The organism is Pseudomonas sp. MAG002Y, from assembly GCF_019400845.1.
GTDB lineage: Bacteria > Pseudomonadota > Gammaproteobacteria > Pseudomonadales > Pseudomonadaceae > Chryseomonas > Chryseomonas luteola.
In genome coordinates, this window is record NZ_WOEJ01000015.1 from 55,252 (window position 1) to 76,226 (window position 20,975).

General features: G+C 53.1%; 21 protein-coding genes. 5 read left to right on the plus strand and 16 right to left on the minus strand.

Annotated features, from left to right (window positions below):
* Position 1 precedes the first annotated feature (1 nt).
* The 3 genes from GM154_RS19530 to GM154_RS19540 all read right to left on the minus strand — a co-directional run bounded on the left by GM154_RS19530 (position 2) and on the right by GM154_RS19540 (position 4,452).
* A complete protein-coding gene (locus GM154_RS19530) occupies positions 2-1,111 on the minus strand; it encodes a BMP family ABC transporter substrate-binding protein (RefSeq protein ID WP_196122448.1) in 1,110 nt (369 codons plus the stop codon).
* A gap of 24 nt (positions 1,112-1,135) precedes the next feature.
* Positions 1,136-2,923: an allophanate hydrolase gene (gene atzF / locus GM154_RS19535; RefSeq protein ID WP_219653107.1), complete on the minus strand. Its 1,788-nt coding sequence runs from the start codon at positions 2,921-2,923 to the stop codon at positions 1,136-1,138.
* A 374-nt stretch (positions 2,924-3,297) separates the two neighbouring features.
* On the minus strand, positions 3,298-4,452 hold the full coding sequence (locus GM154_RS19540) for a Fic family protein (protein ID WP_219653108.1): 1,155 nt from the start codon (positions 4,450-4,452) through the stop codon (positions 3,298-3,300).
* A 113-nt stretch (positions 4,453-4,565) separates the two neighbouring features.
* Here GM154_RS19540 and GM154_RS19545 point away from each other — a divergent pair, with 113 nt between their 5' ends.
* Positions 4,566-4,775 carry a hypothetical protein gene (locus GM154_RS19545; RefSeq protein ID WP_219653109.1) on the plus strand — a complete coding sequence of 70 codons (210 nt, stop codon included), beginning with the start codon at positions 4,566-4,568 and terminating at the stop codon, positions 4,773-4,775.
* Between the two features lie 127 nt (positions 4,776-4,902).
* Here the strand turns inward: GM154_RS19545 and GM154_RS19550 are convergent, their stop codons facing one another.
* Both GM154_RS19550 and GM154_RS19555 read right to left on the minus strand, forming a co-directional pair.
* Positions 4,903-5,379 (minus strand): RES family NAD+ phosphorylase, encoded by a 477-nt coding sequence (locus GM154_RS19550; protein ID WP_219653110.1) that lies wholly within the window; start codon positions 5,377-5,379, stop codon positions 4,903-4,905.
* Positions 5,379-5,843: an antitoxin Xre/MbcA/ParS toxin-binding domain-containing protein gene (locus tag GM154_RS19555; RefSeq protein ID WP_219653111.1), complete on the minus strand. Its 465-nt coding sequence runs from the start codon at positions 5,841-5,843 to the stop codon at positions 5,379-5,381. The genes GM154_RS19550 and GM154_RS19555 overlap by 1 nt, the downstream gene beginning before the upstream one ends.
* A 465-nt stretch (positions 5,844-6,308) precedes the next feature.
* Between GM154_RS19555 and GM154_RS19560 the strand changes: the two genes are divergently transcribed.
* The 3 genes from GM154_RS19560 to GM154_RS19570 are packed head-to-tail and all read left to right on the plus strand — an operon-like array spanning position 6,309 to position 8,035.
* Positions 6,309-6,605 carry a hypothetical protein gene (locus GM154_RS19560; protein ID WP_219653112.1) on the plus strand — a complete coding sequence of 99 codons (297 nt, stop codon included), beginning with the start codon at positions 6,309-6,311 and terminating at the stop codon, positions 6,603-6,605.
* A 23-nt stretch (positions 6,606-6,628) separates the two neighbouring features.
* Positions 6,629-6,919 (plus strand): hypothetical protein, encoded by a 291-nt coding sequence (locus tag GM154_RS19565; protein ID WP_122044411.1) that lies wholly within the window; start codon positions 6,629-6,631, stop codon positions 6,917-6,919.
* A gap of 30 nt (positions 6,920-6,949) precedes the next feature.
* Positions 6,950-8,035, plus strand: coding sequence for a competence protein CoiA (locus GM154_RS19570; RefSeq protein WP_219653113.1), 1,086 nt, complete (start codon positions 6,950-6,952; stop codon positions 8,033-8,035).
* A 33-nt stretch (positions 8,036-8,068) separates the two neighbouring features.
* Here GM154_RS19570 and GM154_RS19575 read toward each other — a convergent pair whose 3' ends face one another.
* The 8 genes from GM154_RS19575 to GM154_RS19610 form a co-directional block, all read right to left on the minus strand.
* Positions 8,069-8,926, minus strand: a complete 858-nt coding sequence (locus tag GM154_RS19575; RefSeq protein ID WP_219653114.1) for a DsbA family protein — start codon at positions 8,924-8,926, stop codon at positions 8,069-8,071.
* Between the two features lie 147 nt (positions 8,927-9,073).
* The gene (locus GM154_RS19580) at positions 9,074-9,403 is read right to left on the minus strand and encodes a hypothetical protein (RefSeq protein WP_219653115.1); all 330 of its coding nucleotides are present in this window, start codon (positions 9,401-9,403) and stop codon (positions 9,074-9,076) included.
* A complete protein-coding gene (locus GM154_RS19585) occupies positions 9,387-9,863 on the minus strand; it encodes a hypothetical protein (RefSeq protein WP_219653116.1) in 477 nt (158 codons plus the stop codon). Before GM154_RS19585 ends, GM154_RS19580 begins: the two co-directional genes overlap by 17 nt.
* Positions 9,864-10,041: 178 nt before the next feature.
* Positions 10,042-10,428, minus strand: a complete 387-nt coding sequence (locus GM154_RS19590; RefSeq protein ID WP_219653117.1) for a hypothetical protein — start codon at positions 10,426-10,428, stop codon at positions 10,042-10,044.
* A gap of 38 nt (positions 10,429-10,466) precedes the next feature.
* Positions 10,467-11,006: a conjugative transfer protein MobI(A/C) gene (gene mobI, locus GM154_RS19595; protein ID WP_219653118.1), complete on the minus strand. Its 540-nt coding sequence runs from the start codon at positions 11,004-11,006 to the stop codon at positions 10,467-10,469.
* 515 nt (positions 11,007-11,521) lie between these two features.
* Positions 11,522-12,169, minus strand: a complete 648-nt coding sequence (locus tag GM154_RS19600) for a FlhC family transcriptional regulator (protein ID WP_219653119.1) — start codon at positions 12,167-12,169, stop codon at positions 11,522-11,524.
* A 1-nt stretch (position 12,170) separates the two neighbouring features.
* On the minus strand, positions 12,171-12,755 hold the full coding sequence (locus tag GM154_RS19605) for a hypothetical protein (RefSeq protein WP_219653120.1): 585 nt from the start codon (positions 12,753-12,755) through the stop codon (positions 12,171-12,173).
* Entirely contained in the window at positions 12,752-13,297 is a 546-nt protein-coding gene (locus tag GM154_RS19610) for a transglycosylase SLT domain-containing protein (protein ID WP_219653121.1), read from the minus strand. Before GM154_RS19610 ends, GM154_RS19605 begins: the two co-directional genes overlap by 4 nt.
* A gap of 506 nt (positions 13,298-13,803) precedes the next feature.
* On the opposite strand from GM154_RS19610, the gene GM154_RS19615 reads away from it, so the two are divergent.
* The gene (locus tag GM154_RS19615) at positions 13,804-14,367 is read left to right on the plus strand and encodes a hypothetical protein (RefSeq protein WP_019366060.1); all 564 of its coding nucleotides are present in this window, start codon (positions 13,804-13,806) and stop codon (positions 14,365-14,367) included.
* A 29-nt stretch (positions 14,368-14,396) separates the two neighbouring features.
* Here the strand turns inward: GM154_RS19615 and GM154_RS19620 are convergent, their stop codons facing one another.
* The 3 genes from GM154_RS19620 to traF are packed head-to-tail and all read right to left on the minus strand — an operon-like array spanning position 14,397 to position 20,457.
* Positions 14,397-18,023, minus strand: a complete 3,627-nt coding sequence (locus tag GM154_RS19620; protein ID WP_125889716.1) for a conjugal transfer protein TraG N-terminal domain-containing protein — start codon at positions 18,021-18,023, stop codon at positions 14,397-14,399.
* Entirely contained in the window at positions 18,023-19,459 is a 1,437-nt protein-coding gene (locus tag GM154_RS19625) for a conjugal transfer protein TraH (protein WP_125889715.1), read from the minus strand. Before GM154_RS19625 ends, GM154_RS19620 begins: the two co-directional genes overlap by 1 nt.
* Positions 19,456-20,457 carry a conjugal transfer protein TraF gene (gene traF, locus GM154_RS19630; RefSeq protein ID WP_019364131.1) on the minus strand — a complete coding sequence of 334 codons (1,002 nt, stop codon included), beginning with the start codon at positions 20,455-20,457 and terminating at the stop codon, positions 19,456-19,458. The genes GM154_RS19625 and traF overlap by 4 nt, the downstream gene beginning before the upstream one ends.
* Positions 20,458-20,975: the final 518 nt, after the last annotated feature.

The window sequence follows — 20,975 nt, forward strand, 5'->3', positions numbered from 1 at the left end:
CTCAGATCTGACCCTGGACGCCTTCGACCAGATAACTCATGCGCTCGAGCACGACATCGGTCTGACGTTGACTGGTACCGTCCGCAATCACGACGTTGCCCCTGTTGTCCTTGATGGGACCCTTAAAGATTACAAATCCTCCTTCGAGCATTTGCCCCTTGATGGTATCGGCTTGCTGTTTGGCTGCTTCGCTCACCTTGGGACCGTACGCTGAGGTCTTTACGAAGCCTTCCTTGAGGCCGCCGCGCATGAAGTTGATCATCGACTTGCCGCTTTGCGCCGCCTCGACATGGGCACGGTAAGGTGTTTCCCAGTTCCATTCGGCACCGGTGAGGTAGCCCTTCGGCGCCAGGGCTGCCTGACTGGCATGATAGCCGCAGGTCATTGCGCCACGCTTTTCAGCGGTTTCCACAATGACCTTGGGTCCGTCCACGTGACAGGTCAGTACATCGCATCCTTGGTCGATAAGACTGTTGGTCGCCTCGGCTTCCTTGACCGGTAGCGACCAATCACCAGTAAAGATCACCGTCACCGTAATGCTTGGGTCCACCGAGCGCGCACCCAAGGTAAAGGCATTAAGGTTACGCAACACCTGAGGCACTGGTTTGGCTGCAACAAAGCCAAGCTTCTTAGACTGGCTCATATGGCCCGACACAACGCCGTTCAGGTATTGACCTTCATCGATATAGCCGAAGAAGCTGCCAGCATTCACCGGATCCTTGCCTTCCTGCCAGAGCCCGCCGCAATGGGCGAACCGGACATCTGGGTACTTCTTGGCGACCTTGACGACATGCGGATCGAAATAGCCAAAGGAGGTAGGAAAAATCAGCGTGGCACCGTCCTGGCGAATCATTGCCTCCATCGATTTTTGTACCGCGACGGTCTCAGGTACGTTCTCCTCTTCGATCACCTTCACGTTGGGCAGCGTCTTGATGATGGCTGCGGCCTGGGCATGCGCCTGGTTGTAACCGAAATCGTCCCGGGCACCCACGTAGATGAAGCCAACAATCAGTGGCTTGTCTGCGGCCCGAGCCAAGCTGAGGGGCAGCGCGGCACTAAGACCGATCAGTCCGGCCAGCTTGATGAAGTCGCGACGGTCAAATGAGTTCATGGCGGTATCCTTAAGAGAAAGAGATCAAAGCGATGCGCGGTACGCGCGCCAGCCGTTGAATCGGGAGATATCTTCTGCGCCGACCAAGCCTACCGGCTCGCAGATAAAGCCTTTCACCCAGCGCCCATCCACCAGTTCTACCGAGCCGATGCCTAGTGGAGCAGGAATAGCGGCGACAAAGGCGCCGAAATGGCGTAGCGGCATGGTCCACACCTCAAGCTCAATGGCGACGCCTTGCTCGGTGACTCTGACAAGGCCGGGCTTGGCCGGCTCGGTATTGGCTAGTGCATAGAGACGATAATCCACACTGGTCGTGGTACACGCCACACGCCGCGCCCCGCTTTCAAGCAGTTGCCAATTAAGCGGCTGTCCCCAGAGGTGAGCACCGACTACCGCAACGTCAATGCTGGGCTCGGTACTGTCCAGGGGGGCCAGGGCTATTTCATCGCTCTGATTTTCACCACCAAAGAGGGGCTGCCAGCTTGCGGCCGTTTCGGCCAGGTAATGATCGGAGCCTGCCGGACCAATCAATGTAATCCCGGCGGGCAAGCCGTCCTGCCTAGGCACAGCGGGTAAGGCAAAGGCCGCCATGTCCATGAGATTGACAAAGTTGGTGTAATAACCCAGGCGGGTATTGCTCTGGAATGGATCAGCCAAGACTTGTTCTATGGTCGGCAAGCAGGGCGCCGTAGGAACAAGCAGTAGATCAATGCCGGCCAAAAGTTGTTTAGCCTGGTGTGTTAACTCTTTCAAACGATACAGAGCGTTAAAGGTATCAACAGCCGAATAACGGCCCGCTTCAGCCAATATGGCTCTTACCACAGGATGAATGACGTCTGGCTGATCTGTGTACAACTGCCCTACCGCAGCGCGCCTTTCGGCGACCCAAGGCCCTTGGTAGAGCAGCGCTGCAGCCTCTGTAAACACATCGAAAGGAACCGTAGACAGCGTAACACTTGGGTCCTGGCGCAACCGCTCAAGACTCTGGGCAAAGGCTTCTGCCGCCTGGTTATCACCAAAGAACTCAAGCTCGGCCGGCACGGCGACCCTGCGCTGCCGACGCTGGATGGGCCGCATCGGCACTGATCGAGAGAAGGCATCCTCAGGATCGTAATGAGCCACTATCCTTGCGACCTGCCAGGCACTGGCCGCATCGGCAGCAAAAATTGAAATACTATCGATGCTGCGGCAGGCAGGTACCAGTCCTCGGCTACTGAGCAACCCAAGGCTTGGCTTGAGGCCTACTATTGCATTGAATCCTGCCGGTATTCGTCCAGAGCCAGCCGTGTCGGTCCCCAGGGCAAACGCGACGTATCCCAGCGCAACGGCTACAGCCGAGCCCGAGCTGGACCCACCGGATACATAATCTTCATCAACTGCGTTGCGAACAATGCCATAGGGCGAACGGACGCCCACCAGGCCTGTCGCGAACTGGTCAAGGTTGGTCTTGCCTACCAGGATGGCGCCTGCATCTAACAGACGCTGCACGACAGAGGCATTGTTCTGGGCCTCATAGCTGAACTCGGGACAGGCGGCCGTGGTGGGAAGCCCTGCTACGTCAATATTGTCTTTTACCGCAAAGGGGATACCGTAAAGGGGCAGCGTTTCCCAAAGTGCTTCTCCCAACCGACTTGCCTGTTGCTCAAGCTCAAAGGCTCGTGCCAGGAGCTGCTCGGGCGAGACGCGATAGATCCATGTCTCTGGTCGCTCTCCCGCCAGGATTGCAGCAGATAAGGCGCGTACGGTTTGACTAGGGGTTGTCTCACCCGTTAAGTAACGCCGAGTCAGCTGGTTAATCGCATAAGCACTCATAGAGTTCATTCTTGTATACAAGTTTGAATTTCTACATAGCAGGCTTTGTGCCAGTGTTCATGAGGTAACCTAAAGCAGCATGGACGCAGTACTATCTAGCGCGTAGCGGGTATTTGGGTACACCGATGTAACGCATCGTATGCACTAGCAAAGCGCATAAAGCATAAGTTGTGCGCTATTACAGGGATGGCTTGACTGAGCTACCGAAGAACGCTCTTATCAATTTCAGGTTGGCTCATCAGGATGAAATGGAGTAGAGACGGCCAGAAACGTACCTGCTGTCTGCATTCGAAAATACCGCTGACCAGACAGGGACAAGCTTAGGTCAGAAAATCATAACGCTAATTGAGGTCAGTCTTTTAACCAGAGGATGATCAGCTATCGGGCTGACTGGGCAGAACAGTGTTTACTGGAGCAATCACATAGCGCGTGCTGCGCCCGCCGCCAGGCAAACGAACAATACAGCCCCTGCTCAGGAGATCGCTCAAGTGGCGCGTGGCCGTAGCCTTGGAGACCTGCGCCACGGCCTTGTATTGAGCCGCACTAATGCCCTCCTCGAATCCACGCGTACCACCATCAAGCAACCGATTAAGCACCTTTATCTGCTCGGTCGATAGTTCATCGGTGCGGTGGCTGTGCCAGAACCGGGCCTTTGCCAGCACACGATCAATGCGCGCCATTGCCTGTTCCAGGCTTTGCAGGAGCGTTTGCAGGAACCACGCCAGCCAAGCGGTGATGTCCAGCGTACCCTTCTGGCTGGATTCAAGGATCCTGTAGTACTCATTACGGTTATCAAGAATGCTTGCCGACATGGTGTATAAACGGATTGACTGCTGCTCACCCTGGGCAAGCGCCAGATCGGTAAGCGCACGGGTAAGCCGGCCATTGCCATCGTCGAAGGGATGCAGGGTTACAAACCAGAAATGGGCTATGCCAGCGCGCAGCAACGGATCAAGGCCCGGCTCCTGACGACTACGCTCGAACCAGTCAATAAAAAGGTCCATCTGGTGTTCAAGACCTGCCCGGGGCGGCGCTTCAAAATGCACGGTCGGCTGGTCGAGCCGGCCCGAGACCACCTGCATCGGTTCGTCACCACGCAGTGCACCAATACGAATATGTACACCCCAAAATAACGCGTCCTCGGGAAAAAGCCATCGGTGCCACTGGTACAGTCGAGCCAGTGTAAGGGGCTGGGCCCTATTGCCTGTGGCATCGAGCAACAACTCAGCCAGGCCTTCACTGCGTGAGCTGGGTTTACCGGTATCGGCAAGGCCCAGGCGACGTGCAAGAGATGAGCGTACCGAGCCTACATTGATTTGCTCCCCCTCTATCGCCGAAGAAGTCACGATATTGTGCAGTAAGGTATCCAGATTGTTTTGAAGCCCGGTGTAGTTTTCGACTGTAGAGGACATACCAAGCAATCGTCCTTGCGCCTGGTTGCAGGCTCGTAAAAGCTGAACCAGATCGTTTTCCTGCCAGGTGAAAGCGGGCCACTCCGGTTGCTGCCAGATCCAGTTCAGGGACTGCATATAGGTGCCTCGGTACGACGAGCCAAATACACTACTCAATCGGCTCTTTAGATGAGCCGATTATACAATTTAATCGGCTCATCGGTTACAAAAATTCTTAGTAGATCCCATTGATGGATAACGGGCGCGAAGGTCAAGTTGAAGATCGTCCCTGGGAATTTCAACATACCTGGCTTGAGATTTTGAACGGCACCATTACCGCCCAGGTTACCCAGGGTGTCTTGATCTACAGCTTTAACTATACGAGTGAGCGCACAGGGAAAACTATTGATCTGTCAAAGCAGACCTATCCAGATGAAAGCGGAAAATGCACCTGGCAATAGGCGAAAAGCCTACCCTGCATGTCGGCTACAGCAATAGGCGTATTGGGAGTCTAGTCGTTAAGGCCTTCCGTACACAGCCAGGCAGGTTCGCTGCCTCTATCACTGCTTAAGGCAGTGCTTAACGAAGCTATTGGGGCGTTCCTTGTCTCTCGAACATACGAGGGTCAAAGGTGAAGTTATAGACTTCTAATACTTTGATCAGGCGTGCCTCTGGGTGAAATGGATTTATCACCACGTTACGCTCCAATGGCAAGATAGCCGAAGGAACAATCAATCCCAGGTGTGAGCGGCTTTGCAGCCAGCGAGTACCAAAGTCCATGCTGGGGCGATCATAGGGGATGCTATTCCAGCCAGTGGGCAGTAATTCGTTCTCAAGTTCGAGATACAGACCTTTGTCTTCAGGCAGCTCAAACTCCGTGATTTTCATCCCTTCTACAGGCTCGCCATTGATATGAACAAAAGTTTCCAGGCTACAAATGGCCGGTGTAAGCCCCATATACACGGCAGGGGTACGCGGGTGGTTCCATCTGCCACCGGCAATAGCTGCCCCCATTCCTGTTAGGTCCGTTGCACGTCTTTCTTTTGCTACTCTCCACGCACGCATCAGGCCACACCGCCCCACTCAAGGGCATTTAGCACACGACGAACCTGCATGGCACCAATTTCCGTCTCGCAAAGCACAATCGGCGTTGCATTACCAAGCGCCTGGTTGGGCCGTGCCATCCACTGTGCAGCCACCTCTCTGCTGCCAAAGATCTCTTCGGCCTGGTGGGAAATAGCCGCTATTCGATCCAGCCGCTCCGACGCTACCGTATCAAGAGGCTTTTTTTCCCGCATTCGTCGCTCAAATGTAGAAAGCGAAAGGCCCAGCACACCTGCAATGATTTCCTCTGAAACACCAAAGGTCTGGCTCATGGCTCGGCCAAGCACCGCAGGAAAGCCCGCCTTGATTTGAACAAGCCGTTCGGACTCATTCAAGGCATCACGTTGAATACTAAAATCCCAGAACATGGCAGAAGATACTTCAGTCTTTTTAGGCAGACGCCGCTCGGTGGTTGTGATGTTCATAGTGGTCGATCTCGTCTACGTCAGATGACGTAAATATATCGTCAAATGAAGTATAGATCCATCATGTGGATACCACAAAAGACATGTGTTTCATGAGGCAAGGAATGCCAGGTCTCGGTGTATGCCGAGAACGGTATAGTAAGTCTGTCGTTCACCGCGCCACTGAACTCGGCGCTGCCTGATTTAAGGCCCTTGCCAACAAGACAACATGTACCAGCAGCGCCGCTCTATGCATAGCGCTCCTGGCCTGCCTGCTTAATACACAGTGCCCACCGTCCTGTGCCTCTAGTGTCATAACCGCGACGAGAAACATCAGTGCTTTGTGCAAATGACGCCTCGTTCCCTTCATAGACGGCTCGCCCTTGCATAATGGAAAAGTCGTGGGAAAAAAGAAGGTGCGCTAATCAGAGATGCACATCCTATACATCCTCGACATCAAGGATGTTAAGACCTAAAGGAGTACAAATGAGCACTACTGACCGTTCGCTGGATATCATTTCCATGCCTGTCATCTCAAATCATCATCTGGATGATGTCACAGCCAGCCGTCTCTTGAGCGAGGGTGATGATAACCCATGGTGCCTATGTGCAACCTATCAAACAGGCATGATCCTGGAGCTTGGGGATGTTGACCTTGAGAAAGAGATCCCTCGTTGCCTAATTGATCTTAGGCACTGGCTTCAGGATCGCAATTTTCCCATGTGGGTTATGCTGGAGCCGGCAGGTGTAGTTCACCCCGATCTTCCACTATACGATTGGTAGACTTCAGGCTTAGGGGAGCCATCATGAACCGGGAGCTTAAGGCGCTTCGCGCCAAGTGGGCGGCTGATGCAGCTACAGCTGAGGAGGTGGCTCGCTGTCTTGAGCTTGAACGTCGGGTCGAGGTTGCAGGCAATATCCGTTTCGTACTCGGCTTTGCGGCTGTGCTTGCTACAGCGCTCGGCCTTATCGGCCTTGTCGTCTCCAATGTCTATCCTGTCGAAGGCTCTCTGGCGACCTGGCAGAACGCTGGACTCACGGGTGGCCTACTGGGCCTGATCGCAGGAACATATGTCGTGATCAGAGGAGCAGAATAGGCATCATGCCCAATTAATCAATCTCTAATCATGCCACTCAGAGCTCTCAATCAGTCGGGCGAAAGCATACAGGCGTTCGATCTGAGCCCAGTGGAGTGGGCGATGCTAAAAGCCACAACCAAGGCGGCCAGGTTGGTCATGCCCTGTTGCGGTGCTGACGCCATACTTAAAACATCCAGACGTGGCACTCAGTTCTTTGCGCACAAGAAACAGGGCGACTGCACCTCAGCTCCCGAATCCGAGCAACACCTGCGGCTCAAGGCGCTTGTTGTTAAGCTCATCCGAAAACATGGATGGACTGCTGCTACAGAAGTAGATGGCGAGACGCCCAGCGGAGAACCTTGGGTCGCTGATGTACTGGCAACAAAAGGTACACGAAGGGTGGCTGTAGAGGTGCAGTGGTCTTCCCAAGTTGACGAGACGAGCCTATACCGACAACAGCGCTATCTTGAGTCCGATGTACGTGGCCTGTGGCTGATGCATCAGGCAAACTTTCCCATTTCGAAAGCGTTTCCGGCTGTATGCGTGGACGAGCTGGCGGATGGTAATTTCTTGGCCTTGCTGGCGCACGATCAATCCACGCGATATGGCCAGCGCAGACGTAGCCGGAGAGAGGACTGGGAAGAGCAGCTGCCCATTGAGCAGGTCATTGAGGCTGCGTTTACGAAAAGATTTTGGTATGGCCTTCTAAGACCAGGTGCCGAGGTCAATGTCGAAGTCTTTGGAGGGCGAGACCAATGCTGGCGCTGCGGCAAATGGACGGGCGTGGTCAGCTACTTTCAGCTTGTACCTCGTTCAGACAACGCAAGGCCATGCATAGTCAGCCTTGAGGAGCTGGCTGGACAGGAAGATCTTTTGCTCGAGCTGCTTTATCGACATCCTGCTGCAGTGCATATCGGGCCTATCCGTGTTCGGTATAGCGCCAAGGCCAAGGCATCTTATCTGGCCAATGGCTGTTTGCACTGTGATGCTCTACAGGGCCGGTTCTTTGTCCATAAACATGAACAGAAGCAGACGTTCTTCCGACACAGGATCGTACCCAGTCGGAAACTTCTGGACTTGGTGAATACACACAGAATGTGTCGCTGGCATGTTGCAGGCGAAGCCGACGGCTAAGGTCGGCTCACCTCCGGGGTGATCAGCCAAGAATCAGCCCGCTGACGCGGTCGATGGCACAGGCTGAACTGCACCCGTCGCGTTTGGATCCTTGGCCCCCTCCTCGTCCTGCATCTGCAGACGACGCATCACCGAAAGGAAGGCTTCCATGGGCTGTGCCCCACCCAACAGGATGCGCTGCCCGGTCTTGTTATCCACGACAAAGGTGGCCGGCGTGCCATTGGCGCCGTTGCTCTTGGCCAGCGCCACTGACTGCTGGAGCTTGTCCATGTGCCGGCGCTCGGTCATGCACTGCTTGAAGGCCTGTGGACCTGCTCCCAGTTTGGTTGCCAGGCCATTGAGGTCTACCTCTTGCCCGGGCTGCTTGTAGAGCTGATCCAGCATCACCCAGAACGCCTGATTGCCCTTTACCTCGGAGACACATTCCAGGGCATGGGCCTGCACCTGTGAGGTGGATGAGAGGATAGGCATGTTCTTGTATTCCCAGTTCACGGTACCGCCTGATGAGTCCACAATCTGCTTGGGCGTTTCATGAAAGCGCTTGCAGTAGCCACACTGCGTGTCAGCGAATTCCACCAGCGTAAAACGGGCCTTGGTGCTGCCATAGATGTGCTGGCCTGCCTTGCGCCCTTCCAGGCTGTCAGACGCCGCCTGATAGCCCTCAAACATCTGCTGGCGCGCCTGATCGGCTTCACGGATACGGATATCCGCCAGAGTGGTCTCGATCGAGGCCTGCAAGCGCTCGGGCGAGGTAGCTGACTGTACGGTTTGCGCCAGTTCATCCATTCTCTTTTGCGTCTGGTGAGACTGATAAAACATACCGCCCGCAACTGTTGCGCACGTTACAGCAAGCGCAATGACTACAAGTTTGTTCGAATTCTTGTCACTCATTTTAAAACCTCCGTTTTAATATATGGTGGCGCTTTGATGTAACTTTGCTATACATAAAGAACAGACATTGGCGTAATTACTCGTGACCACACTTACCAAACTATGTGTTCTAGGCGCTAAGCAAATGTAACAAATAATTACAAGCGTTCAGGTCGTGAGAAATGCGTCGCAAAGCCTTGGCAGAATATTAATAACAAGAATCAGATAGCATCCCATCGCATATCCTGCTGCGCCCGTTCCCAGTAATCCGCTAATTGAACTTCCAATACCTTTCTGACAGCACCTGCCAAGATCAGCGCCCAGCTGTTTGCCCTGAAGAAAACCCCATGCTCCCATTACAACGCAATTAAACAGTGAGCAGGCCAGGAAGAGATCAGAAAATGATCGACTTATATCCAGCCAATAAACCGTACCACAGGTTAAAGCGGTTAAGGCAAACATAAGCGATGGGATAATCGATTTATTTTGAAACCGCATGAATGTCTTCCTTGCCAGCCACTGGCGAATAGATTGGGAAGGAAAAAACATTGGCTTTGTATCCCTGTTGGACAGGAATTGCGACCAGCCAGCCATTAGGCAGGAGTTCAAGTAGCGATTGAAAGACAGCCGTATCAAGACAATCAACTGGGTGCCCCGTCATATCAAGCAGTGATCGGGTAAGTTTGTGTCGTGGCTTGAGTTCAACTATATCTGGGCGGCCATTGGCAAGATGGGACTGGACAAATGAGAAAGTAGGAAAGCTGCCGGATAAATGCGACGAGTAAGCACACAGCAAGGAAATACGCGCCGTATCATCAACACCCTTCTGACTATGCCCATTGAAATACGAGACCAGCGCTCTTAGTTCATCCAGCTCAAGCGTAGAAAGAAGATGGTTGATTACATATCTTTTGCGAGTAGGTAGTGCCTCAAGCAAGTTTTTAGCTGCAACGTGCATAACAAGTCCCTCCGAAAGTAAACCTACTTTCATGGTACAGGGAAATCTCAGAATGCAAGTCCGGCAGGACAATTAAGGAAAAACCTTGTCCTGAAATAGAATTGGAGCCGCTGGTCAGATTATTAGGTTCGCTAGATATCAGTCTGCATCCGGGAAAGTCGACCATCTGTCATTGAGTTCAGATCCCAGAAGTCCAGGCCGAAGTCTGACTCTTTACACTTTCCAATATGGTTAATATCCGGCTCGCGGTTTTTGCAAACACACCATGCGGCACGCTTTCATCCTCAAATAACCACTTCCGCAGATTAGAGTCGGTAACCAGTTCATCCTGAGGGTGTTCAAGATAAGCACAAAAGGTTGGAGAGAGTTCTATCCAATAGTGAGGAATAACGATATGGCCTGTCCTTACCTGAACACACTGGCCCTGCATTAGCTGGAAGGAATAGTTTGCCTTCCTTGATAAATACTGCACGCAGGCAGAAGAGCCATCACAATCCAGATCCCGGATGTACTCAAGATCGCAGAGTTGCAGTTCCAAGAATTGCGCGTGACGGCTGTGAACCATATCAGGCTCCTACCAGTCGACTAAACAATTAGATAGGTTCAGGATGGCACAAGAGCGGCTGTAAGTTCCTTGAGTTTCTTGATCCGACTTCTTGCCTCGGTAATCAGCAGTTGTCGGCGGCGCATGATCTCATAATCGTTTTCTGCCTCTTCGATATTCTCCTTTTCCCATGGATAGCACTTGGAAAGGGAGGCATTGCTATATCGAGTCTTTCCGGCAGGTTTGGAAATATGTTTACTTACCCAGAGCTTTTTACTAGCCTGCCCCAGTTTTAGGGAGAAGGGACTGTAATACCAGATAATGGTTAAAGTGTTTTTCAGTACACGTACGCGTGACCCCATTTTAGGAAACTGATTGTTTCGCTCCTGTTCGCGCCTGGCAACGGTCCAGAAGTACTCGCAGGTTTCCTTGGCCTGAAGAATGTTGAGGGCATTAAGTCGCTCAATCTGCTCCTCGAGCCCCGCCACCGCCTGCTCGGTCAACTCAAGGATGTCCCCTGCATTAAGATTCAGATCCGCAATGCGTGTATCACCCCACGCCAGCTCTTGAAGCTCGGCCGTTGTGTAGTGCTTTGTCATCGTTGGAACCTCGCTATTTGACATGGCAATCAATGATCTTGAGGGTCACGGTTCGTGAGGCGTAAGCAGGTACATTTTTTGTAGAGGGATACAGCGCATTGGCGTGTGGATACCCAAACCACTGTTATCTCGTTCTTATCTTATGGGATACCTGATCGTCGAAAACCGGGTCTTATAAAGATCGTCCTCAACTGGGTTGCTTCAAGGTATCCAACATACATGTGCGTTAATCCAAATTGAGGTATCCAGCCTTGGAAAGACGCATCCCTTTGATGACGTGGTATCCAACATACACGTGGGCTTAAGCGTGCCTAGGTATCCAGTCTGACGACAGCACCACTTCTAATGGATCACTATCCAACATACATGTGTGTTAGGTCCTGCGCTGGTATCCAGTCATGGTCAAGCTGTATCCCCCTGGCTACCTCGACAGCTATCCATGCATGCCGTTGTCACCGTCTACCTGCTATGAGAAGGGAGGCCTATCCCTCCCTTCTCATGTGCTCAGACCGTGACTACATCCTTGGGGAGACATCTAGAGCTGGCGCGTAGACCGGTCCCTTTTTCATCTTTAGCCAGACCGGAGTTCGCTCGTCCATAACCGTGTCATGCAGCCTTTTACGGGCGATATCGTTAGGGCAGCTGGAGCTCGTCACGGACGTGTTGTAGAAGACAACAAACGGGGTTCCACAATCGGGGCAAACCTCCAGGGAAACCTCCCGGGCGATGTAGGCAAGCGCCAGGGAATAAGCCTCGTTTATGGTAAGGATGCGTGGTAGTTTTTCGGACTGATTGTAGTGCCAGTTGATAGAGGCCAGATAAATATCATAGGCGTCTATAACATCATAGACATCAAATTCTCCGCACTTCTTGCCATTCAAAGCGGCGTAAGGAAGAATAAAAAACGCAGCGTTTTTGCGCTCCGTTGAGTTCTTGATGATGGTTTGCACACCCTTTTGAAGCTTTCCCTTGCGATCTTCGAGCGGAAGTCCAAGCTCATCCCGTAGTTTACGCAGGGTCTTTTTGCTGAGCGACGTCTCAAGCTCAATAAAGCGAGTCACAAACTTTCGCATCAGCATAGTTCTGGCAAGAGCCAGTTTGCGCCCGGCTGCCATACTTTGATAGTGAGTGGTGTTTGAGTTATCGCCTTTGTTGTCAGTCATGTCAGATTTCCAGGGAAGAGTTAAAGCACTGAAGTTGGATTCGGCTCAACGCCTCTTTAGATAGATCTGCTCTACCGATGCCGTTAATCAATTGTGAGTCAAACCTGAGTTCAAGTTTGCCGGCTGTGGTATGCGCAACCAGATGCCGGATCTGGGCATCAGATAGCTTTCTGACATATTCGATATGTTCCTTCTTTACTCCATACCGAATACGGGTCACTCCGATACTTTGCCGGTGTGAGCAAAGTTTTACCGATAGCCAGAACCTGTATGCCAGGTCCTGAAACTCATTAAGAGTTGCACTCGGTTGCGGGCTCGCAACAGGTAATATTTTTTTAAAATCTGTAATTTCATGGCTACAGGTAAAATGCAATACCACTGGATCAGCAAGTAACCTGATATTTTGCTGAGCCAATTGGGCCAGCCATGAATATTCTTTAGTCTGGATCTTGAACTCTTTGCGCGTCTCCGCGCATCCATCCATGGCGCTGCGATATAAATAGGACCAGACGTCACAATTAAGATCTGCCGTGTCCTTACAACTTACATTAGCAAAACCACTTTCGTAGTTATTGAAACTGCTCATTGCTCGCAAACTCCACCTATGACGTAGGATATGTTCTTGCATATAGCCAGTACTCTTGAACCGTAGTTTCTGGCCAGTACTTCGTTTTTTATGTTGTGGTACCTACCGATACCCAGTTCCAAGTCACCAGGAGCAGATCTGATTCTCTCGCTTAGTATGGATGCACCTGTTCTCAAGCCATTTTCAGCACTTAACAACGACTTCGGATCATTTATGCGATCGGAATTCCAGTACAGGTTTACCTGCATGATTCCAACATCAACTGATCTTGCACTTCTTAAAAGGTCAGTCAGGAGATGCTCTGCTTCTTCCAACGTTTTTGCATAATACGCTTTGGTTGCAGTTCGTATGGTATACGGCCACGGGCTTATACCTTCCGAAGAAGAATAGGCCGACTCCGCAAGTGCAACAGAGTAGAGCAGATTGACAGGCAAGTCATGCTCTCTTGCTATTTCACCAAACAGTGAATTATCAAGATCTGCATGAGCATGAGTTACGGAAAGCGCTCCGAGGGCGAATGCCAATAGTGCAACCTTTTTCATATCTTCCCCGCTTGCTAAGTTTTAGCTTTGTCTGAACTACATATCCATTTTCCACAAAAATTCCATTATGCAAGTGCCGCATTCAGAGTGACGCTAAATCTTGCGCAGAGAAGACTATTCGGCTGCGAGTCCGAATATTGCGCTCATTGGTTTTCTGTAATCAATCCCTATAGACAAACGGGCAGGTACAACTTGCGGGAGTCTATGTAATAGAGATAGCCAATATCAGGCCGATATCAGAGTGAGGGCAAACTCACTGAGATCGGAGCGATATTGCGCGAGTGAATAGCAAACATTCGTTTGAACATTTGCATAAAGCATAAGCTGGTAGAGACTACGAGCTGGGTACAGAAATAATATTGACGCTAAATGGGCTGCTTCTTTAAAGAGGCCAGCTACCTCAAGAATGAAATGTAGACTACTTTTTATGGATTGAGCAACTGTCTGGATGAAATCATTTTCACGCAGACACCAACCTTAACGATGTCATCCTCAGGGCTGCGGTCATGACACAGATCGATGCGGAACAAAAGCCAGGTCGAAAGCTTGGATTTATCAGTACGTGGCTGCTGGCTCAGCTGGTGTTTTTGGTGATCGCAGGTGTGTGGGTCGCTATCGGGACGATGGTAGGCGATGGGTATCGCATTACCAACCTCGCCCTCTTTGGCCTGTGTGCATTACCACCAACCAGTTTCCTGGCTTTGTGGGGCGTAAGGGCAGCTTTAGGAGGAAGGATTGCCAAGTTGATCTTTGGACTCATTTCAACTGCAGCAGTCATTGGGGCGGTATGGTTTTCAAAGCATGACGCTGTGCTGATGGCATCAGTGGTGTGGTTAGTCACTGCTGTGCCCTTTTTCTTGATCTCAGCGCTCGTAAAAATGATCAGAGAAAAAGAGCAGGCTTTTGCAGAGCGACGAGCTCAGCGGACGCAACAACACATCTACCGTGATGAAGAGGTCGATGAGTACGAATGGTTACAGCGACAGACATCTGCTCACCTCGAGCACTTAAGATCCAAGGTCTTGCATGCAGCTGACCCAAATTTTGTTGAGACTCCCCCTAATCCTTAAAAAGCCCGCGCTTGGCGGGCTTAACTTCATTATTCTGCAATGTCTTGTGGGTGAAAGCTTCTAGCAAGCCTTGCAGGATGTTGTAACAGACTGGAAGCAAGCTCTCTGTTAGTAGCCGCGGCTTCAATGCTGTCATAGGATCGATCAAGCGCTTTACTGAACAGCTCTTGATCTTCCCGAGGGAGATCCTCAAATCTTTCGTGTCCTCTTGCGGTTGCTATTGACTGCTTGTCCTCAGCTATACGCTCCGCTCTAAGTTGTCCATTGTTGACATCATCCAATCTTTGACCAACAAAACCAGCAGCCTTTAATACGGGGCTAGGAAGAGGAATATTGCCTAACTGCTCAGAAAGCTGAATCGCCTGATTGGCAGTGGTGAACCGGTCAGCGTAATGATTGGCCATCGGTTCAGATACCCCATCCTTTAATGCAGTCTCATACATACGTTCCCTCATCGCCTCTCCAGAACGATTTAGTGCACCTTCTTCTACGCGACTTCCTTCCCCTTTCGAAGCCTCGGCCAGTTGCCCCGCATACACAGCAGCTGCTTCCTCGTTAGACATATTCCCACTTACCTCACCGCCCATCATCCCCTTTGCTAGCAGGCCGCTGAGCTTTAATCCGGCCCCTTGCAGCCCGTCAGGCATTTGGAAGCGAGACAGATCCTCGCCAGATTGGGCGGCGTCACTAAACTGCTTAAGTTCTTGGTCATCCATCCCACTCAGCCACTGGATGGCCTTCTGGGTCATGTCTTTTGCCATACCTGTAGCGGAAGCTACTGCTGTATTGGCCAATGCTTCGGTGGTTTGAGACGTGCCCATCGTTGTATATGCCGCTGGTGGTTCAGGAGCCTGAAGCACGCTTTCGGCTGCATTCTTCATCCGGCCAGTTTGTAATTCACTACCCCAACTAGAACCTTGTGAGCGCGCTTCGGAGAGGCCTGCCTCGTGATGTTGGCCTACGGGGCCGCTATTGCCATTGAGTCTTCCCATACCCTGGGTGTAGCTGGGACCTGCGGCTGCGCCAGCAGCCGCCTGATCTCGATTAACCATAGCGGGGCCTTGTATTCCCTCGGCTTCTTCTCGTACGCCACCCGGAATACCTGCCGCTCTGTCGACCAGGCCAGCATTAGCCTCATGAGACATTTCCGGGGCCCCTTGCAGATCTCGGCCCAGCGTCATGCCTGTTGCCTTGGCAACAGTACTCATGGATGAGAGATAAGTGCTGTTATCGTTGCCAAAAGTCCTTTCGTCCGTCATAAGCACAAGAGAGGCAGCTACCCGGGCCTTGCGCTCATCCATACGATAGGGGCCATCATTGGAAGTGTACCTATCCATCAGCTTGCTGACCTTGGAGCGAAGCTCAGGGTGGTACTGGGCAAACTCAGTGAGCATTCGAGCTGCACCGTCGTTTTGCGACATCTGGTTGGCCAGATCATTGATGGTTAGTCCGGTATTCGACCCAAAGCTCTCAGCCATGGAAGAGGTACGAGCATAGGTCTCATTGGCACTTACCGCCTCGGAAGCGGCATTTTGCAGTGAGCGAGCGCGTTCAGATCCAAGTGCGTGAGACAGAGTCTGGGTACTCATACTGCTGATGCCATGGCTTAGTGCGTCGCTCAGCGCCGCCCGGCTGCTTTCACTAAAGCCGGCCTGCTTCAGGTACTTGTCACCGTCCGCTTTACTGAACTGGACTTGATTGCTATCTGAGTCTGTCATCTGACCAGTCGTAGCAGCTGCTCCTGTTACACCAGGCCCTTTTTTGCCCAATTCAATACCTAGATTTCCTGCGCCAGAAGCCTGTAAAGCAAATATTCCCGTTACTGATGCAGTTTGTGAAGCTGCAATATTGTGATCTTGCATGTAACTAGCCGCGGCGCTCCGGATTGCCTGCGCCTCACTGCTATTGCTGCTCATCACCGTGCGACCGATCTGCTCTGAAAGCGAGGTCATCTGCTGCTGCGAGACGTTATCGGTAAACGAATTGGAAAGCGTGCGGGTAAACTGCTCGCGCTTGTCGTTGGCATAGCTTTGCGCCGAAGAGGCTGCGCTGCTGAGCCTTGCATCAAAAGCAAGATTCGGGAGCAGGCTGTCGGCGCCGGTTCCTGCGGTCCCACCTACGTTGGTGTTGCTGTTCATGGCCAGGTTGTTCAGGGCCGGACCATTGCTGACCGCATCGGGCGTCGTGATCTTCTCGTTGATGTGGTCCGCGCCGTTCATGCGCTGGGTAAGCGAAGTCCACGCAAACGTCGACCCCGTAATCAGCATCATGGTCAGTACCGGTGTGGCCGCGGCCAGCATCCCGCCAGTTGCCAGCCAGTTGCCCAGGATCTCGTCCGTTTTGTACAGGCCTATAAAGGAGTCCAGCGCGATTGGCGTACCACTGCCTGTACCGGCCAGTGCTTCCAGTTGGGACGTGGACACCATATACAGGTAGAGATTGATAATGGAGAGCACTGGCATCCACAGCTGGATCCAGACCAGCATCAGCAGGTACTTGCCGACCAGTGATTGGCCGAGTCTACCGATCACCATCAGGAAGGCCATGATGGGCACAATGGAATACATCAGACCCTCAATCAGCGACATCATGGGTCGGACCATACTTATAAACATGGACTGCTCAGCTGCCCACTGCGTGTTTCGCTGCATCAAGGCCTGTCCAATCATCATTGCGCTGGAAAAGTCGCGCATGTCCTGATAACGGCCCTGAGCGGCCTGTAGATAGACGTTATCCAGTACCGCGGCCATGACGTACTTCTGAGCGTCTACTGTCGCCGCACCTGCAGTGGCCAGCGAGCCAAAGTTGTTGGAAAGCTTGTTGTAGAGATCGTCATCCTCATAGAGCTTGATCCCCGCGGATTCTGCCAGGGCCAGCTTGACCTTATCCGTGGCAAACGCTTCGTTGGTGCGCTGGATAAGCAGCGTATAGGCCGCCGAGCAGGTCATGGTCGTGCCCAGAGGGTTGCCAGCGTCCAGGAACAGCAGGGTGTGGTGGATGCTGGACTTGTATTGCATGGCCTCCATGGCGGGCTGTGTCAGCAGCGCATCGAGGGTATAGCGGTTGGTATCGATACCCTTGAGCGTACATTCCTTGATGTAGTTGTACCAGGAGCGGCGAAAGTTGACCGTGCCCGTGCTTGTCCCGCTTTGCATGTTGGCAACTGACTGATCGCCCAGGGCCTCATTAATCGCCTGAAACACCTTGGGCTCAGAGACCTTGCGACGTACATCATTGATGCTCTTGAGCGCATCGGCAAAGTAGGTCTCGGTTATGCCCGGAACAATGGGATTGAACGCCTCCGCCATTCGGGTCAGGCCGTAACCGAACTTTGAGCTGAGGCTAACGAGTCCCACCATCAGGGGGACATTGTCTACCGGTCGCACGGCACCGGTATAGGCATCCTCGATAACAATCGTTCCCTTGGGAGCAAAGAGGAGCATCCAGATCATTACCGCGACCAGAGGCTGCTGAAAATCAACACCGTTTTTTCCGCCAGACGTTAATGCCTGCCACCCCATCACCAGCATTCCCAGCACCATCCCGATCGAGACGATCTGAATGAAGTCGTCCTCCCCGGAGATCATCGCTACAGCGTTGAGAATCTGTTCCAGAAAGGCACTATCGCCAATTGAGTACAAGTCGAATTCAAACATTATTTCTGCCCCCCACCGGTGATCGTTACCTGTTCCTGCATCGCATAACCGCTCTTCTCGACCAGGCCCAGCGTGGTCTCGGAACGCGCCAGCATCTGGCCAAGATCGCCGTAGTCACCGCGTAGCGCATCGGCTTCACGGTCAAGCTCAGCGAGAGAGTCACGCAGCTGCTCGCGGGCAAGGTTGGCGTGGGAACTCTGACTGGTGGCAACCGCCGTGTAGGCCGTTGTGATCATGCGACGTGCAGCATCACGAATCATGGAGAGCGCCATGGCCCCGGCTGATTCCTCAGCAAACTCGCGCGCAGTCAGGCTGCTTACGGTGGAAAGGCGACTGAGCATAGAACCGGCTGAGCCAGCATTGGCCGACACCGCCTGCTCCTGCGTGGTGGCAGCCATACCCTCGGTGCCGGTCGCGTACTTCATGATCAGGCCGTCCGAGGTTGAGCCATTGCCCAGATAGGCCTCCTTGATCTTGCTTCTGAGGCCGGTCAGAGTGATGGTCTTGGTGGGGCTGGTGCTGCTGATGGCACAGTTCTCGGTATCGCCGCCGCAGTCGTATACCTTAACGGTCCCGCCTTCAATGAGATCCCTGAGTTTGACAAGGTTGCCCGGCAGGGAGCGAGCGATGTTGGTGTCGTCATCACTGCCCTCCCCTACGATTACCGTGCCGGTCATGGACATGATGGCTTCAAGCAGGTCGGTATCCAGTGAGCCACTGGTGCCGCTTGTAGTGGTGGCAAACCACAGGTCGACCCGGTTACGCCGGAGCTCCTTCCAGACAATATTGCCCATCTGCTTTTCATACTCGGCCGGGTTGGACTGCTTGAGCGAGGCGCGAGAGCTGACACCATCGGTTTCGCTCCAGGTCGCAAAGTAGTCCGTCATGGCCCCGGTAATGGTGGCGCTGGTACGCACGTCGTTGTCCAGCTTGAACCCCATGGCCCCTACCGAGTCATTCACAACGCCCTGCGCCAGCTGGCAGGAGTTGCCCATCATCTGGTTGAGGTTCTGGATGCGGGATTGAAGCTCGGAGAGCAGTTCAGCGCCGTCCGGAAAGACATTGGATAGCGCCAGCTGGAAGGCATAGCCGGTCGCGTTGGCTGCCACACTTCGCAGGAGCTGGACGAACTGGTCCGCGTTGATAAAGGAGAACGATCCACCAAACAGATCCACCCCGCCGCAGCCAGCCTTCCAGCTCGGAATCTGGAGGTTGGCAAAGTTGGTGTTCATGATTGGACTCTTGGCGATATAGCGCCCGCCAGCCAGTGCACCCCGCGTCTGGGTCTCGAACACGCCCGGATCGGTGGTGTTGGTCATCTGATTGAAGAGGTTGTCCATCTGGTCCTGCAGGCCACCGGCTTGGGAGGCAACAGGCAGCGTGGCGCCAGCAGCTAGACATAGCGCCAGCGCTGCCGAGGTGAGCGTTTTTTTCATTGAAGTTCTCCTCCGCCCACGGGGGCGCGGCCAAGGGATTGGTCTATGTGCTGAAGCAGTTCGGAAGGGGGAATAAAACCGCTCTCATCGCCCTCGACTAAACCAGCGGGGAGCAGCTCGCTCAGGTTGTCATCAAGGTTGCGCAAGGGTCGGGTGCGATTAAGCGTGCGCTGGTCAATCCAGCCCTTGCTGGCCGCCGCCAGGGTAATACGATGCTCGATGTCACCGAGCGCCAGCGCGCCCTGAGCGATAGGCGCAAAGTCACCGTTAGGACTGGCCAGATAAATCGCCGGGAGCTGGCGCACCCCCAGCAGCCGGGCATGGCCAGCGTCAGGCTTGAAGGTTGGAAAAGGACTACCGGGCAGGTCCTTGCCATCTAGAGAAACAGGCGTCACGGTAAAACGGCTTTCCAGCATGCGTAGAACCGGAACCTGTGTTTCGCACAGGTCACAATCAGAGGCGTAGAAGAAAAACACGCCGACCTTTTGCGCCAGCTCATCAAGCACCTGCGCCTTGGCCTCCCCTGCCTGCTTGTCCAATGCCTGCGCCGCGTAGGTCGCATTGGGACGGCGGGCGTTTTCATCCAGCAGGGGATCACCCTGCACCGCCAGCTGAGTAACGTCCGCGAACTGGGAGCTACGATCCATGGCGTAGCGCTGGAGCATCATGAATGCCCGTACATTCTCGACCGTGGGGTTATCCCAGGCGGCGTCCTTGTACTTGGGCAGGTTCTTTCTGAACCATTCCGCACTAAAGGCTTGCGGAGGTGCCGGGGCTGCCTGTGCTGGCGCCTCGGTTATGGTCTGTACCGTCTGGGATTGAGGTTCAGGAGGCGGAGGCGCTGGTGCTTCCTCTGGTGGCTCGGGAGGGTCTTCGTAAAAGAACCAGCCACGCTCCTTTTGTGACCAAAAAGAGTGAGGGTCGGTGGTGTCGGCCGGAGCATTGGAAGCAACCACACTGGCCAGCAAAAGAACAGGGACAAAGGCGTGTCGTTTCATGGCGTAAGCGTCGTAGTGGCGGTACGTCGATACTACGATGCAAGCCCACTGGCCAAGCCTCGTGGTTGGTACCCGCGCGGGTATCAACCACGAGGTTTAGGTGCAAATAATTTGCTAAGCAGACAAAAGGTGGGTCATTTTCGGCGGAACACTAACCTCAGACGCTGCCATACACGGGTAGAGAGCTGGTAAAGACTTGGCAATTGCCAAGGAGTCTTTTGCAGTGCGAGCCAGACTATGACATAGGTTATGAGAATGGAGCTTGGCACTATCTCAAGGTGGTTCTTCAAGAAGGCCATACTGAGACAGTTGATCAAAACAAAAAGAGCAAACAAAAGCATTGGGGATTTGCTGATAAGAAGGAAAACACGTTGCCTAGTCATGGTCTCGACCTCAATGGATTGAGACTTGGATATTAGAACCAGGCTGGACATGGCTATGTCCGTGGTTGATGCCCGCGCGGGCACGTTTAAGAGGAAGTCGACCAGTGGTAGGTGATGAGGTGCGCTGTTGTCCCA